Origin of the sequence: Catonella morbi ATCC 51271 (assembly GCF_000160035.2) — a bacterium.
GTDB classification, from domain to species: Bacteria; Bacillota; Clostridia; order Lachnospirales; family Lachnospiraceae; genus Catonella; species Catonella morbi.
The window spans coordinates 781,217-795,859 of sequence record NZ_KI535367.1 but is presented as its reverse complement, the minus strand read 5'-3'; the positions used below and the strand labels follow the sequence as shown (position 1 = coordinate 795,859).

Annotated in this window: 13 protein-coding genes, 7 tRNA genes and 1 rRNA gene; 20 read left to right on the top strand and 1 reads right to left on the bottom strand. The window is 38.8% G+C overall.

Going from position 1 to position 14,643, the window contains the following annotated elements; genetic code table 11:
- From GCWU000282_RS07115 to GCWU000282_RS07080, 8 genes are all read left to right on the top strand, one after another.
- Nucleotides 1–273: ribosomal RNA gene (locus GCWU000282_RS07115) — 23S ribosomal RNA — on the top strand; the annotation flags it as partial.
- Between the two features lie 54 nt (nucleotides 274–327).
- Nucleotides 328–401 (top strand) — tRNA-Asp (locus tag GCWU000282_RS07110).
- Between the two features lie 24 nt (nucleotides 402–425).
- Nucleotides 426–498, top strand: a tRNA-Val gene (locus tag GCWU000282_RS07105).
- Nucleotides 499–524: 26 nt separating this feature from the next.
- Nucleotides 525–597, top strand: a tRNA-Thr gene (locus tag GCWU000282_RS07100).
- Nucleotides 598–602: 5 nt separating this feature from the next.
- Nucleotides 603–684: transfer RNA gene (locus GCWU000282_RS07095), tRNA-Tyr, on the top strand.
- A 55-nt stretch (nucleotides 685–739) separates the two neighbouring features.
- Nucleotides 740–813: transfer RNA gene (locus GCWU000282_RS07090), tRNA-Met, on the top strand.
- A gap of 4 nt (nucleotides 814–817) precedes the next feature.
- Nucleotides 818–890 (top strand) — tRNA-Phe (locus GCWU000282_RS07085).
- Between the two features lie 31 nt (nucleotides 891–921).
- Nucleotides 922–994: transfer RNA gene (locus tag GCWU000282_RS07080), tRNA-Lys, on the top strand.
- Between the two features lie 851 nt (nucleotides 995–1,845).
- Here the strand turns inward: GCWU000282_RS07080 and GCWU000282_RS07075 are convergent.
- Entirely contained in the window at nucleotides 1,846–2,214 is a 369-nt protein-coding gene (locus GCWU000282_RS07075) for an ArsR/SmtB family transcription factor (protein WP_023354376.1), read from the bottom strand.
- 194 nt (nucleotides 2,215–2,408) lie between these two features.
- On the opposite strand from GCWU000282_RS07075, the gene GCWU000282_RS07070 reads away from it, so the two are divergent.
- From GCWU000282_RS07070 to GCWU000282_RS07015, 12 genes are all read left to right on the top strand, one after another.
- Nucleotides 2,409–2,894 (top strand): hypothetical protein, encoded by a 486-nt coding sequence (locus GCWU000282_RS07070; protein WP_023354375.1) that lies wholly within the window; start codon nucleotides 2,409–2,411, stop codon nucleotides 2,892–2,894.
- A gap of 36 nt (nucleotides 2,895–2,930) precedes the next feature.
- Complete coding sequence (locus tag GCWU000282_RS07065) at nucleotides 2,931–3,656, top strand: NAD-dependent protein deacylase (protein WP_023354374.1); 726 nt, start codon at nucleotides 2,931–2,933, stop codon at nucleotides 3,654–3,656.
- 160 nt (nucleotides 3,657–3,816) lie between these two features.
- Nucleotides 3,817–4,101: a type II toxin-antitoxin system Phd/YefM family antitoxin gene (locus tag GCWU000282_RS07060; protein ID WP_023354373.1), complete on the top strand. Its 285-nt coding sequence runs from the start codon at nucleotides 3,817–3,819 to the stop codon at nucleotides 4,099–4,101.
- Entirely contained in the window at nucleotides 4,098–4,415 is a 318-nt protein-coding gene (locus tag GCWU000282_RS07055) for a type II toxin-antitoxin system RelE/ParE family toxin (protein WP_023354372.1), read from the top strand. The genes GCWU000282_RS07060 and GCWU000282_RS07055 overlap by 4 nt, the downstream gene beginning before the upstream one ends.
- 35 nt (nucleotides 4,416–4,450) lie before the next feature.
- Complete coding sequence (rsmG, locus tag GCWU000282_RS07050; RefSeq protein ID WP_023354371.1) at nucleotides 4,451–5,170, top strand: 16S rRNA (guanine(527)-N(7))-methyltransferase RsmG; 720 nt, start codon at nucleotides 4,451–4,453, stop codon at nucleotides 5,168–5,170.
- Nucleotides 5,171–5,746: 576 nt separating this feature from the next.
- The gene (locus GCWU000282_RS07045; protein ID WP_023354370.1) at nucleotides 5,747–6,244 is read left to right on the top strand and encodes an NUDIX hydrolase; all 498 of its coding nucleotides are present in this window, start codon (nucleotides 5,747–5,749) and stop codon (nucleotides 6,242–6,244) included.
- A gap of 7 nt (nucleotides 6,245–6,251) precedes the next feature.
- Nucleotides 6,252–7,496, top strand: a complete 1,245-nt coding sequence (locus GCWU000282_RS07040; protein ID WP_023354369.1) for a Y-family DNA polymerase — start codon at nucleotides 6,252–6,254, stop codon at nucleotides 7,494–7,496.
- Nucleotides 7,497–7,502: 6 nt separating this feature from the next.
- Nucleotides 7,503–8,279: a Maf family protein gene (locus GCWU000282_RS07035; protein WP_023354368.1), complete on the top strand. Its 777-nt coding sequence runs from the start codon at nucleotides 7,503–7,505 to the stop codon at nucleotides 8,277–8,279.
- A complete protein-coding gene (gene greA, locus GCWU000282_RS07030; protein WP_023354367.1) occupies nucleotides 8,249–8,752 on the top strand; it encodes a transcription elongation factor GreA in 504 nt (167 codons plus the stop codon). The genes GCWU000282_RS07035 and greA overlap by 31 nt, the downstream gene beginning before the upstream one ends.
- 9 nt (nucleotides 8,753–8,761) lie before the next feature.
- On the top strand, nucleotides 8,762–10,555 hold the full coding sequence (locus GCWU000282_RS07025) for a serine hydrolase domain-containing protein (protein ID WP_023354366.1): 1,794 nt from the start codon (nucleotides 8,762–8,764) through the stop codon (nucleotides 10,553–10,555).
- A gap of 4 nt (nucleotides 10,556–10,559) precedes the next feature.
- Complete coding sequence (locus tag GCWU000282_RS07020) at nucleotides 10,560–12,083, top strand: 4Fe-4S dicluster domain-containing protein (RefSeq protein ID WP_023354365.1); 1,524 nt, start codon at nucleotides 10,560–10,562, stop codon at nucleotides 12,081–12,083.
- Between the two features lie 377 nt (nucleotides 12,084–12,460).
- Nucleotides 12,461–14,599 (top strand): methyl-accepting chemotaxis protein, encoded by a 2,139-nt coding sequence (locus tag GCWU000282_RS07015; RefSeq protein ID WP_035039702.1) that lies wholly within the window; start codon nucleotides 12,461–12,463, stop codon nucleotides 14,597–14,599.
- The last annotated feature ends 44 nt before the right edge of the window (nucleotides 14,600–14,643 follow it).

Genomic DNA, 14,643 nt, shown 5'->3' with positions numbered 1-14,643 from the left:
CGCAGGATATTTGAGGAGAGCCGTCCTTAGTACGAGAGGACCGGGATGGACGAACCGCTGGTGGACCGGTTGCAGTGCCAGCTGCACGGCCGGAGAGCCAAGTTTGGCAGGGATAAACGCTGAAGGCATCTAAGCGTGAAGCCCCCTCCAAGATAAGATATCCCATAGCGTAGGCTAATAAGACCCCTTAGAGAGTATGAGGTTGATAGGTCAGTGGTGTAAGCGGAGTAATCTGTGTGCCTTCTGATACTAATAGGTCGAAGGCTTGACCAAAGAAAAGGAAAAAAGATGTTGTATTCGGTTGCAGTTTTCAAGGTATATTAGTTTGGCCCAATGGCTCAGTTGGTTAGAGCGCTGCCCTGTCACGGCAGAGGTCGCGGGTTCGAGTCCCGCTTGGGTCGTTAATATCTTAGGATATTATTTATGGGGTCTTAGCTCAGCTGGGAGAGCATCTGCCTTACAAGCAGAGGGTCACAGGTTCGAGCCCTGTAGGCCCCATTTAATTTAATAACTATATCAGTTATGCCGATGTGGCTCAATTGGCAGAGCAGCTGATTTGTAATCAGCAGGTTATCGGTTCGAGTCCGATCATCGGCTTTTTTGGGTGGATTCCCGAGTGGCCAAAGGGAGCAGACTGTAACTCTGTTAGCATAGCTTTCGAAGGTTCGAATCCTTCTCCACCCATTTTAGAAAATAATAGGACAGTGCTATATTCCAAGATATTTTCTAAACTTAATATCGCGGGGTGGAGCAGTCTGGAAGCTCGTCGGGCTCATAACCCGAAGGTCATAGGTTCAAATCCTGTCCCCGCAATTTTGCCCAGATAGCTCAGTCGGTAGAGCAAGGGACTGAAAATCCCTGTGTCGCTGGTTCGATTCCGGCTCTGGGCATTTTGTCTTGTAAGACAGAAAAAATTAATATGGGACATTAGCTCAGCTGGTAGAGCACTTGACTTTTAATCAAGGTGTCGGGGGTTCGATTCCCCCATGTCTCAGAAGAGAGAAAAGGCTTAAACTCAGTAGTTTCAAGGGTTTGAGCCTTTTTTGTATTTTTGCTTTATGCCCCGATTTTGACGATTTTGGCGAAAATAGATATATCATTTTCGTATCAATATATCATTTGTGCATCACAATCAAATTAAAAGTGTAAAGTCTCAACCACTATATCTTGTATATGTTCCTTCACCTCTATTATATGATTAAAAACCTCAATTACCGTCTTAGAAGAATTTCCAAAAGTCACAAAATTTTAGAAATAGAAATATTATTGAAGGCAAACCATAAAAGCATGCTTGATAAATGCTTAAAGCAGTATGCTAAACATTAGGTGCTGATTATTGATGAAAAAGGTTAACTTCCGACCAAATTAAAAGGCACTAATCTATTAATCATGTTTATTACAGAGGTATGAGAAACATTCGACAATAATTATAACGTACATAAATTTTGGTGAGTAGCAGGATATATTTCAAAATAGTGTCATATAAGCGGAAATATTAGGCTGAATAATGAACGGTTTAAAAGTTGTAAAAATAGTTGTGACAGCTATAGATTATAGAATAGGGATGAACCGGCTCAAAAAAATACAATCAAACAGAATATAATTCAATTTGATTGTATTAAAATAATTTATTATTTATCCAAAATCATTTATAAACATCTGTAAAATATTATAATTTGTGGTTTGATTATGATATTTCACAAGAAGTCTCTTAATACCACCTTATAGCCAAAGAACGGAAACAGTCAATCCTACAGTACTGTGTGGAAAAGATGTCTGTGACATATAGCCTGAGTAATTGGGGTTATCTAACAAAAGTGTCGTACTTAACTTGAAAATCTGGATTTAATCTTCAGGACACACTATTCCCATCAGTCTTTCAATCATACAATGAAGAAGTCTGCTTCTTTCGGTATCTGATGCTTTATAAAACATCTCTTTGCCATCTCTGCGGCTGGTGATAAGTCCACCTGCCTTTAATTGTTTTAAATGGTGTGACACGGCAGGACTGGACATATTTACCATAGCACTTATATTGATAACACAATCCTCACAGTGGCATAACAGCCAGAAGATACGAAGCCTGCTTCCGTCACCCAGCATTTTAAATACTTCTGCAGTTAAACTAAAATCATCTATTATTGCAAGACGAGCAAGTGCATCTTCGTGATGTTTTTCATGGTGGTGGTCGTGTGGTAAATGAAACTCTGACATATATAATCTCCTAGTAAATATTTAAGTACAGTGTATTTGTTTTTAAATATATTGTCAAGATTTGAGAGGGTATATCTAATTACTGCTTGCGCGTTGATTGAATAAAAGCTGAATATGGTCTATAATTATTACATTGATACTGGATTGCTACAGCTTGGCTTTTCAGTGGCATTGTAAAATTCTAAGGAGACCATATGATAGTATTAAAAACTCCTTTTAACCTTATCGGTAAAGTTGGAACTTTGTCTGCATTTCTCATTATTGTTGCAGGGGAGACAGGCATCATATCATTTAAAAGTATGATATTCAGACTTTTAGCTTATATTTTTCTTGGAATCTGTGCAGGAGTTTTGGCTTATACGATAGAAAGTGATATTAAGCTTAGGAAGTTAAAGGCAGATGGAAATTATTTCGAAGCCAGAATACTGAGTATAAATGAAGTATATATAGGTTTTAAAATTGGTGGAGCTAAATGTTGTAGATTTAATTACAGTTATTTTAATGATGCAGGTGAAGCTGTAAATGGTACAAGCAGAATTGTATATATGAACAGAAATTATTTTTCATATGCAAAAACTTTGAGAAGTAATGAATTGAACAGGCTGTTCAAAATGAAGGTTTATGTAGGGAAAGATGATAAAAATAAATATATGTCAGAAGTTTATAAGTTAAATCATTAGAAAAGCAGATAATCATATAAGGAAGGAGGACTGGTTATGTATGAAAAAGAAATAGAAAAACTTCAGCAGATTGTAGATGATAGCAAAAGTATAGTATTTTTTGGTGGAGCGGGAGTATCTACGGAAAGTGGTATTCCTGACTTTAGGAGTGCTGATGGGCTTTATCATCAGGAATATAAGTATTCTCCGGAACAGATTATAAGCCACAGTTTTTTCTTAAGATACCCTGAAGCTTTCTATGAATTTTACAAGGAAAAAATGATGTGCCTTACTGCAAAGCCGAATTCTGCACATATTAAGCTGGCTGAGCTTGAGAAGGCAGGAAAGCTATTAGCTGTGGTTACTCAGAATATTGATGGGCTTCATCAGGAAGCAGGCAGCAAAAAGGTGTTTGAGTTGCATGGAAGTATACACAGAAATTATTGTATGAAATGTAGAAAGTTTTATGATGCAGAATTTGTAAAAAATGCAGAAGGAATTCCACGTTGTGAGTGCGGTGGCATAGTTAAGCCTGATGTGGTACTTTATGAAGAAGGACTTGACCAGAATGTGATTGAAAGGGCTTTAATGGCTATTTCGTCAGCAGATACTCTTATCATAGGAGGAACTTCGCTTGTGGTATATCCGGCAGCTGGCTTTGTGGATTATTTTCATGGAAAACACCTTGTAGTGATTAATAAGTCGGATACCGGCAGAAACCTGAATGCTGAATTAGTTATAAATGCTCCTATTGGAGAGATAATGAAGGGGATTAATATTTGAGAATAAAAGGATTGCGAGAAGCGAAGCTGTAGCAATCCTGTATCAAGGTATGTCAAATACTTTTGACACACACATCATTTAGCGTTATAATAATTCTGATTGAGCTTATAGACATATTATGATATAATATGTCTATAAACTTTTAGGGAGGGATAAGCCTATGTTTATTAAACAGGAAACAATCAGACCGTCAGCAGACCTGCGTAATCATTATAATGAAATATCCAGACAATGCAGGGAAGATAAGGAAGCAGTAATAATTACCGTAAATGGACGGGGAGATACAGTCTCAATCGGATATGAGGAATATAAAAGAATGAAAGCCAGAATTGAGCTTTTGGAAATCCTTGCAGAAGCTGATGAAGATGTTAAGTATGAGAGAGTTGCTCCTATTAAGGATACTTTTGATGATTTGAGAGCTATTCTTAAGGAGGAGAGAATTTGAAATATCAAGTTATAAGGACTGATACGGCAGATGCTCTGATACGGGAGATTGTTCTCTATATTGCTGAAAACTTTGGTAACAGCGTGGCTTTGAAAAAACTGGAAGAACTGGAAAAGGCAATTTTATCATTGGGAGACAATCCTTATATCGGAACTACACCCAAATATAATATCTTAAAAAGACAGGGATATCTGGTACTGATTCTTGAAAAAGACATTGTTTTTTATAAAATAAATGAGGAAAAGAAGATAGTAACCATATATGCGGTAGTGGACTACAGACAGGATTATTTGAGTATAATACAAGGGCTGTAGGTGGATGGATATGCCTTAATGAAAGAGGATGACTAATGGAAGATAAATCACTTATTATAAAAAAGCTTGAAAATGAAGGAATAACAATAACTTCAGAACAATGTGATAAACTCTATAGATTTTACGAAATGGTAACAGAGAAAAATAAGGTAATGAACCTTACGGCAATCACTGATTACGAAGAATTTGTAATAAAGCATTTTGTAGACAGTCTGATGATAGCAAAAGTAATGGATATGAAAGCGCCTATGACTGTACTTGATATCGGTACAGGTGCAGGTTTTCCGGGAGTTCCTATTAAAATAGTATATCCGGCAACCAAAGTTTTGTTGCTGGATTCCCTTAATAAAAGGCTGAACTTCTTAAATGAAGTAATAGAAGAACTTGGCTTAAAGGATATAACCACTATTCACTCTCGTGCTGAGGAATTACAGGCAAAAGGTGAATATAGAGAAAACTTTGATTTATGCGTATCAAGAGCGGTTTCAGCCTTGCCAACCCTAAGTGAATACTGTCTGCCTTATGTAAAACTTGGTGGAAAATTTGTAGCCTACAAAGCTACCGGAGCTGATGAAGAAATAGAGACATCAAAGACCGCAATCAGGGTGCTTGGCGGTGAAATAAAGGAAACAGCCCATTTTACCATAAAGGATACTGATTATACCAGAGTGCTGATTTCTATAGAAAAAGTAAAAAATACTCCAAAGAAATATCCGCGTTCAGGTGGAAAACCAAGTAAAAATCCATTACAATAAGGGGAGGGCAATGCGCTCGTTTTTGATTTGATTAAGTGACGCCTTCACTAATAAATGTCCAGACTCGCTCCGGTTTTTCTGTAAGATGCTATTGAAAGTATCTGAAGGTTCACGAAAAACCTAATGCGCTCGCTTTTTGGCAGTGACTCACGCTTAGCAAATTGCGTAGCAATGAAGCTAAGTGTGTTAGTCCTGCCTATATAATAGCCGTCCACGATTGACGAGTGCGTAGCATGAAGTCAGAGTGGATACGGCGAACTATGCGGCATTATTAGTTCAGGCTGTTTAATGAATGTAGAAAAAACAATCACATTGTGAGGAGACAGGGAAGAAAGCTAAACTTTAAGTTCACAGCTCAGAATGATAGAATTCTAAGCGAGCACATTAGGCGAAGCGAAGCGGATGCCGGAGCGAGTCTGAAATGCTATCATTCTGAGCGTCACATATGACTGGGAATTTTGAATTTACAATGTTTAGATTCGTAATTTGATTATTAAGTGCTACATATGTAAGGTTATTTAATGTTTGGGAAGTAACATTTGATTATTGATTTTACTTTGCAGTTTTGGAGGAAACATGGAGATTTGGGACGGTTATAATATAGATGGAAGTTTAGCAGGTGTAGATCTGGTAAGGGGAGAAAAGATACCTGACGGGCTTTATCATCTGGTATGTGAAGTTCTGGTTCAGCATACAGACGGTGATTTTCTGTTAATGAAAAGAGACTTAAATAAACCTATAAATCCCGGAAAGTATGAGGCTACGGCAGGCGGTTCCGCACTTAAAGGAGAGGATGGTTTAACCTGTATAAAGCGTGAACTTTACGAAGAGACAGGCATTGTGGCAGAAGAATTTGACTATATGGGCAGAATACTAGATGGAAAATGTATATTTGAATATTTTTACACCAAGACAGATTGTGCCAAGGACTGTATAACCTTACAGGAAAATGAGACAATAGCCTATAAATGGATAAGTGAACAGGAATTTATTGATTTTGTTAATTCTGATAAAATAGGTAAAAACCAAGGAAGAAAATACAGAGAATTTCTTGAAAGCTGCCTTTGGAGGTGAAGAATAGATGGGTAAGCTGATTTTTCATGTGGATGTAAATTCAGCCTTTCTTTCCTGGACTGCAGTTAAGAAGCTTAAAGAAGAGCCTGAAAGTGTAGACCTTAGAACCATACCCTCTGCTATAGGCGGGGATGTATCAAAAAGACATGGAGTAATTACAGCCTGCTCAATACCGGCAAAAAAACAGGGTGTAAGGACAGGAGAGCCTGTAATGCGTGCTCTTGAAAAATGCCCAGAACTTCAACTTTTTCCATCTGACTTTAAGACATATAGAGAATACTCGGCTAAATTCATAGAGATACTTAAAAAATATGCCTTAGTAGTAGAACAGGTGTCTATTGATGAGGCATATCTTGATATGACAGGGACAGATGAGCCTGTATCTATGGCAGAAAAAATTAAGGCTGAAATCTATGAAAGCCTCGGATTTACAGTAAATATCGGCATATCTACGGTTAAACTCCTGGCTAAGATGGCAAGCGATTTTGAAAAGCCTTACAAGGTACATACTCTATTTCCTAAGGAGATAAAAGAAAAGATGTGGAAGCTTCCTATAGAAAAGCTTCATGGCTGCGGATACAGAACTTCTGAAAAGCTTAGAAATATAGGAGTTAAGACTATAGGGGATGCGGCTGCCTTGGATAAGAAGCTGCTTTGCTCCCTGCTTGGTGAAAAATCCGGTGAGTACATTCATGAAAGCAGCAATGGCAGGGGAAGTGATATTGTATCAGGTGAAAGAGAGGCGGCAAAGAGCTATTCAAACGAAACCACACTGCCTTATGATATAAGGGTATCAACCTATGATAAAGAAATGCCTGAAGTGATAAAATGGCTGTCGGAAAGTGTAAGTAAACGGCTTAAAAAGGATGGGGCAGAAGGCTATACCATAAGCGTAAGTGCGAAAACAAGCAGTTTTAAGAGAAGGTCAAAGCAGACTACATTAGTAGAATCAATAAATAATGCCAAAGAAATAGAAAAGGTTTCAATTTCGCTTATGAAGGAGCTTTGCTTCGGAGAAAAAGGCTTGTTTGAAGGAGATGAGGGCATAAGGCTGGTCGGAGTCGGGGTTTCACATCTGGCTGAACATGAATGTAAGCAGATGGATATCTTTTCTTATATGAAGGAAAAAAGCGTACAGGATGAAATAAAGCTGAAAGAAACCAAGATAAAAGAAAAAGAAGATAAGCTAAGTACCATGCTTAAAAAGATAAATGAAAAATTTGGTGAAGGCAAGATAAAAAAAGGAGGATGACTAATCATGACAAAATATATACTGGCTTCTGCTTCCCCGCGAAGAGTAGAGATACTGGGACATTTGGGCTTTGAGTTTACGGTAGAGCCAAGCGATGCAGAGGATAAGTTAAAAAAGGATTTTAATAAACTTCCGCCAAAGGAGAAGGTGGAGGAACTTTCTTTTATAAAGGCAGCAGATGTGGCTGAAAGCCTTATATTAACCAAGGAAACAGAAGAAGGGGATGCTTACATAGTTATAGGTGCGGATACAGTAGTTGCGGTAGATGGCGAGATACTTGAAAAGCCTAGAGACAGGGCAGATGCAGGGCGTATGATAGAGCTGATTCAGGGCAGAAGCCATGATGTGTATACAGGTGTTACCCTTATTTATATTCCAAAGAATATCCTTGAAAACAGGGGAGTGAAAGAGGGAAATAAATATTTAGAGTTGTTTAAAATCCTTGAAAATCAGATGAATGAAGGTGAAAAAGAGGAGGAAACCTCTGAGCTTGGCAGTATAATAAAGAGCCTGTTAAACGAAAACAAGCTTATAGTCCGTACTTTTTCAGAGAAGACGGAAGTAAGTGTATACCCTATGAATGAGGCGGAGGTAGAGGGATATATTTCCACCCTAGAGCCTTATGACAAAGCAGGCGGTTATGCTATTCAGGGCAGATTTTCAGCCTATATAGAAAAAATAAACGGAGACTACTCTAATGTGGTTGGACTACCGGCAGGAAGGCTTTACCACGAAATCAAGGAGGTTTACAGATGTACGACGAGCTTACTAAAAACGATATAAGAAGGCTGGAAGAGGAGATAGAGCATAGAAAGCTGGTGGTAAGAAAGGAAGCCATAGAGGCAGTTAAGGAGGCAAGAGCCCAGGGAGACCTTTCCGAGAATTTTGAGTATTATGCTGCAAAAAGACATAAAAATCAGAATGAAAGCCGTATCCGTTATCTTGAGAAGATGATAAAAACAGCGAAAATAATAGAGGATGATTCATCTGAGGATGAGGTGGGACCGGACAACACCGTGACAGTCTATTTTATTGATGACGATGAAGAGGAAACCTTTAAGTTAGTAACTGCTGTAAGAGGTGATTCACTAAATAACCTTATAACCATAGACTCACCCCTTGGCAAGGCTTTACTGAAAAAAAAGGTCGGTGACAAGGTCTATGTGAAGGTGAATGAAAGGTCAGGCTATGATGTTATTATAAAGAAGATTGAAAAAACAAAGGATGAAGGAAAAGAAGGCATAAGAGGATTTTAGGAGAAAAATATGGCAAACTTTGAAAGAGCTTTAGCATCACTTTTATTTGAGATACTTACAGGCAAGACCGGAAACCTTGGCAAGACTACCTTTGTACCCGAAAAGCCTGCTTTTAATTGGAATAAAAAAGACGGTGAACCTCTGCTGCGAAGTACGCCGGAAGCAGAGGGGGTACCTTCTGCATTTTTATATAATTTTCTGTCCGAACTTGGAGCTTCAAAGAAGATAAATCTACATCATTTTTTAGTGGTAAGACATGGAAAAATAATAAGCGAGACCTCATTTTCACCTTACAGAAAGGGAGAATGGCATACAACCTACTCTATGAGCAAGACATTTACAGGTATGGCAATAGGGCTTTTAGTAGATGAGGGGAAGCTGAAACTCACAGACAGAATTGCGGATATTTTCGGAAATTTCACAAATATCTGGCAAATGATGAAATTAAGAGACCTCAATGTTGAGCATCTTCTTACCATGACAAGTGCGGTGAATTTCAACGAAGGAGGTGCGCTTGCAGGTGATGACTGGGTAAAAAACTTTCTTAATTCTTCGCCTAGTGAACAGCCGGGTAAGACCTTTGCCTATAACAGTATGAATTCATATTTGCTTTCGGCCATAGTTACCAGACTGGCAGGAAAGACCATGTATGAATTCTTACAGGAGAGAATCTTTGATAAACTGGGAATAAACCAGTGCTTTTGGGAGACAAGCCCTGAGGGAGTGACAAAAGGCGGCTGGGGAATGTTTATAAGACCGGAGGATGCAGCCAAGCTTGGACTTCTTTATTTAAATAAAGGAAAATGGAAGGACGAGCAGCTTATTTCTGAGAAATTTGTAACTAAGGCTACTTCTAAACAGGTGGATAATGATCACTTTGGTTATGGCTACCAGCTTTGGATGGGAAGCAGAAAAGGAAGCTATGTGTTTAACGGAATGATGGGACAGGATGTCCATGTTTATCCTGACCTTGATATGATAGTTGTTAATTTTGCGGGAGATGCCGAAGTCTTTCAGACCGGACAGGCAGATGGGATTATAGATAAATATATGACATCTCTTACCTTATCGGATAATCCACTTCCTGAAAACCCTGTAGGCTACGCTAATCTTATAAAACTTTCCGAGGAACTTGAGAGCGGTGCTTTTAACAGGAAGCCTTTGATGGCAGGCGGCTGGGGTAAGAGAGATAACCTTCGTACGCCTGTATCAAGCCGGAATAAGCCACATCCGTTAAAGCATGATTTTTTCGTATGGCTTGACGGACGAGAGTATGAGCTGGAGGATAAAAGTCAGGGTGTATTTCCTCTTCTTTTACAGCTCCTTCACAACAATTTTACAGAAGGAATGAGTGAGGTGGGCTTTGTATATGTAAATCATACCCTTTATGTAAAGTTGAAAGAGGGAGATGAGATTCACAGACTTAAGGTGGGCTTTCATAAACCGGCTTATTCTACCATTAATCTTAAGGGTGAGCCTTATAATGTGGCGGTGAAGGGTGAATATACAGAAAATGAAGAGCATGAAAATGTACTAAAATTAGAACTTAGCTTTACAGAAGAGACTGCAAAGCGGATAATAAAGATACATTTTACAGATGATGAGATTCTGTTTGAAATGGATGAGACACCCGGTAAGGGATTTATAAGTAAGGGAATGGAAGTATCCATGAATCAGATTATGAATTCAAACTTCATAGTGAAAAAGGCACTTGGAACCGGAGCTGATACTATAATAAAAGGAGCAGTTATGAATAAAATCAGTCCGTATACAAGAGGGAAATTAATATTAACGGGGAGGTAAATTGATGAGAGGTATCGAAACCAGAATTAAAGAAATCAGACACCGTATATTTACGGAAGTCGCAAGAATGGCTTACCACACAGAATGGCCTACAGACCAGAGAATAGAAGAACTGCCTTACAAGATAATTCCGGGAGAAGTAGGAAGTTTTCGCAGTGATGTATTCTTAGAGAGAGCAATAGTTGGTGAGAGGCTTAGACTTGCTATGGGGCTTCCCTGCAGGGATGCCAGCGAGCATGCCAAAATTTCAGATAATGTTGGAGATGCGGACAAACCTGAAACTTACTATACACCTCCGCTCATCAATGTAATCAAGTTTGCCTGTAACGGCTGTACCGAAAAGAGAGTATTTGTAACAGACGGCTGTCAGGGCTGCCTTGCGCATCCTTGCGTTGAAGTCTGTCCAAAGACCTGCGTTTCCCTTGACAGGACAAACGGCAGGTCGAAAATAGATCAGGATGTCTGTATTAAATGCGGTAAATGTGCGGAAGTCTGTCCGTATCACGCTGTAATTATACAGGAAAGACCTTGTGCTGCAGCCTGCGGTATGGATGCCATTCATTCGGATGTACACGGCAAGGCGGATATAGATTATGAAAAATGTGTATCCTGCGGCCAATGTCTTGTAAACTGTCCTTTTGGTGCAATTGCGGATAAATCACAAATATTCCAGGTAATTCGTGCAATTCAGTCGGGTGAACAGATATATGCAGCCTTTGCACCTGCATTTGTAGGGCAGTTCGGAGCAAAGGTTACTCCGGGCAAGATTCGTATGGCTATGAAGAAGCTCGGATTCACCGACGTATTTGAGGTGGCGGTAGGTGCTGACCTTTGTGCTACCCAGGAGGCAAATGACTTCTTAAGCGAAGTACCGGATAAGCTTCCGTTTATGGCTACTTCCTGCTGTCCTGCCTGGGCATCTATGGCAAAGAAGCTCTTCCCTGAGATAAAAGATTGTATTTCTATGGCACTTACCCCTATGACACTGACAGCAAGGCTTATCAAACACTATAATCCTAAAGGAAAGGTAGTATTTATAGGACCATGTTCAGCTAAGAAGCTTGAGGCTATGTGGGATGAGGTGCGCTCTGAGGTGGACTTTGTGCTTACCTTTGAGGAAATGGCGGGTATATTTGCATCTAAACATATAGATATTGAAAACATTGAAGAAGATCCTAACGGAGTGAATGATGCTTCTGTGGATGGACGAAACTTTGCGGTTTCAGGCGGTGTTGCAACCTCTGTAGTAAATGTAATAAAGAATCTCCGTCCTGAACTTGAGGTAAAAACTGACAATGCGGAGGGCTTGAGAGACTGTCGTAAACTCCTTATGGCAGCCAAGGCAGGCAAATACAATGGATATCTCTTAGAGGGAATGGGCTGTCCGGGAGGCTGTGTGGCAGGTCCGGGAACTATGCAGGCTATAAAGAAGTCGGCAGCAGCAGTCAAGACTTATGCTTCTAAGGCAAGCCATGCAAACAGTAATATAACCGAACATGTGAAGGAGCTTGATAAGCTGACCTACTAGTTGTTTATTCATATTTTATATAAAATAAGTGTCGAAAGATGTATATTCTTTGGGCACTTATACTTTTCTGTGATATTTTGGTAAACAATATGGTGTAAAAAGCGGGTTACATGGGGGTTACATTTTGTTAAAATGGGAAAAATTAATAAAAAATTATAAAAGCTGTAATAATTAACTGGATTTTTTAAGATTATAATGCTATAATGACCAGTGGAAATTCTGATATATGATTTATTAGCCAATTAATATTTTATGTGGTCTTAACCGGACTGCATTTTGTATATTATGAGGAAAGTAGGTATGAAATAACTGAAATTTACGGCCTGATAAAGATATATAAGAATTATTTTTTTTTTATAATTTATAAAGGAGGCTTAATGAAAATGGAAAAGTCGGCAGCAAAAGTTAAAAGTGTCGGTCTAAAGGTAGGATTAATCATATCAATTCTGCTCCTTGTTATTCTTGGCGGCAAGACAGTATATGATTCTGTAACATCTTATAACCTTGCATTAAAGAATAACGAGAAATATCAAAAGGAAAAAATAAGTAATCTTGCCGGTGATATTGAAGGAAAATTCAAAAAGGCTTATGAGGCAGGAGCAGCACTTATAGCAGGTATCGAGGCAGAAATGTTAAGTAACAATCCTGCTACCAGAAACAGGGAAAGTATAACCAAGTTAGTCACTCAGATATATTTAACCAACCCGGATCTTGCAGGTTTAGGTGCATATTTTGAGCCAAACGGCTTTGATGGCAAAGACTCATCTTTTGTAACATCCGATAATAAAACAGGTGCTATGGTTACTTATGTTTCAGGAGAGAAGGGCAGCTTAAGTACTAATACCACTGATTATCATATTGGAAAATACTGGTATACAGATCCTGTTAATGCAGGAGAGAACCTTTTACTTGCACCGTTAAAATCATCATCAGGTAAGTTGGTTGTTACCTATGCATTACCGATTAAATTTGACGGTAAGGTTATTGGTGCTGTAAATGCTGACATAGATATAGATAATATATCAGATGAGCTTGCAACAATACCGGGTAATAATGAAGATGATTATGTTGTATTGCTTGCGAACGACGGAAGTATAGTTGCACATTCTACCGACAAATCTCAGGTTATGCAAAATGTGCTTAATACTGATGCAGATGCAAAGCAGTATCTTGATGCATCACAGAGAAATGAAGAATCATCGGCTATAGTAACGCTAAAGACAACAGGTAAAAAATCAAAGCTGTTATTTGAACCGGTAACTGTAGATGGAACTAAAACTTATTGGACATTTGAATCTATTTCAACAGTATCTTATTTTACAAGGGATGCAGTAAGAAGTGTTATAGCAAGTTCAATTATAAGTATAATTACAATTATTATTATTGCTGCAGTAATTTTCATTATTATGAACAATATGATATCAGCTCCTCTGAAACTGATTTCAAGTGCCCTTCAGAAAGTGGCCAATTATAACCTTGATCTTAGTGAAGAAGCAGCTGTTTCAGATAAAAAGGGATATCGTAAGTCTAATGATGAAGTTGGCATGGCTATGAGAGCTTTGAGGGAACTTAATAATAACCTTGTAAGCATCATTTCCGAGATTAATTCTCATGCACAGAATACGGCAGCTACTGCCGAAGAGCTTACGGCGACATCACAGTCTACATCCGATATGGCTAAGGAAGTAGCAATAGCGGTTACCAATATAGCTGACGGAGCTACAAGCCAGGCACAGGATACTCAGAATGCAGCAGAGTCAACAGAAATTTCTAACAGATATATTAAAGAAATGATTGATACTCTTGAAGCACTTAAAGAAGCTACAGATACAATTGATAACTGCAAGAATGACGGTAATGCAACACTTAAGGAACTTATTAGGATTACTGAAGAGAACAAAGAGATATCAGATAAGGTAAGCAGGGTTATAGATGAGACCAGCCAGGCTACCGACAAGATTTCAAGTGCATCTGAGATGATACAGTCTATTTCCGATCAGACCAATCTTCTTGCACTGAATGCTGCTATTGAGGCAGCAAGAGCAGGCGAGGCAGGTAAGGGATTTGCGGTAGTAGCAGATGAAATCAGAAAACTTGCAGAGCAGAGTGCGGGCTTTACTGCTGAAATCAGAGCTGTAATAGATGAGCTTAAGGCTAAGGCAGAATCTGCGGTTAATATGATGGAAGATTCCAACAAGATGGTTGTGGAGCAGAGTGAAAAGGTTGGTGAAACCAGCGAGAAGTTTGATGAAATCTCAAAGGCTGTTGAGAATTCAAAGACTATCGTAAGCAATATTAACGAAGCGTCTAAGACCATGGAAAGAGAAAATCAGAACGTAATTAAGATAATTGAGAACCTTTCGGCTATAGCCCAGGAAAACGCAGCTACAACCGAAGAGGCGGCATCAAGTGTGGAAAGCCAGACACAGGCTATTGAAGATATATCAAAAGCCAGTGAAAACCTTGCAGATATAGCAATGGAACTTCAAAATGAGGTATCTAAGTTTACATTATAAAACTAAAATTAAATTCTGATTACCTGCCAATCAAATCCATCCGC

Coding starts and splice junctions, on each gene's coding strand:
- GCWU000282_RS07075 (WP_023354376.1), bottom strand. CDS start 2,214: ATGTCAGAGTTTCATTTACCACACGACCACCACCATGAAAAACATCAC.
- GCWU000282_RS07070 (WP_023354375.1), top strand. CDS start 2,409: ATGATAGTATTAAAAACTCCTTTTAACCTTATCGGTAAAGTTGGAACT.
- GCWU000282_RS07065 (WP_023354374.1), top strand. CDS start 2,931: ATGTATGAAAAAGAAATAGAAAAACTTCAGCAGATTGTAGATGATAGC.
- GCWU000282_RS07060 (WP_023354373.1), top strand. CDS start 3,817: ATGTTTATTAAACAGGAAACAATCAGACCGTCAGCAGACCTGCGTAAT.
- rsmG (WP_023354371.1), top strand. CDS start 4,451: ATGGAAGATAAATCACTTATTATAAAAAAGCTTGAAAATGAAGGAATA.
- GCWU000282_RS07045 (WP_023354370.1), top strand. CDS start 5,747: ATGGAGATTTGGGACGGTTATAATATAGATGGAAGTTTAGCAGGTGTA.
- GCWU000282_RS07040 (WP_023354369.1), top strand. CDS start 6,252: ATGGGTAAGCTGATTTTTCATGTGGATGTAAATTCAGCCTTTCTTTCC.
- GCWU000282_RS07035 (WP_023354368.1), top strand. CDS start 7,503: ATGACAAAATATATACTGGCTTCTGCTTCCCCGCGAAGAGTAGAGATA.
- greA (WP_023354367.1), top strand. CDS start 8,249: ATGTACGACGAGCTTACTAAAAACGATATAAGAAGGCTGGAAGAGGAG.
- GCWU000282_RS07025 (WP_023354366.1), top strand. CDS start 8,762: ATGGCAAACTTTGAAAGAGCTTTAGCATCACTTTTATTTGAGATACTT.
- GCWU000282_RS07020 (WP_023354365.1), top strand. CDS start 10,560: ATGAGAGGTATCGAAACCAGAATTAAAGAAATCAGACACCGTATATTT.
- GCWU000282_RS07015 (WP_035039702.1), top strand. CDS start 12,461: ATGAAAATGGAAAAGTCGGCAGCAAAAGTTAAAAGTGTCGGTCTAAAG.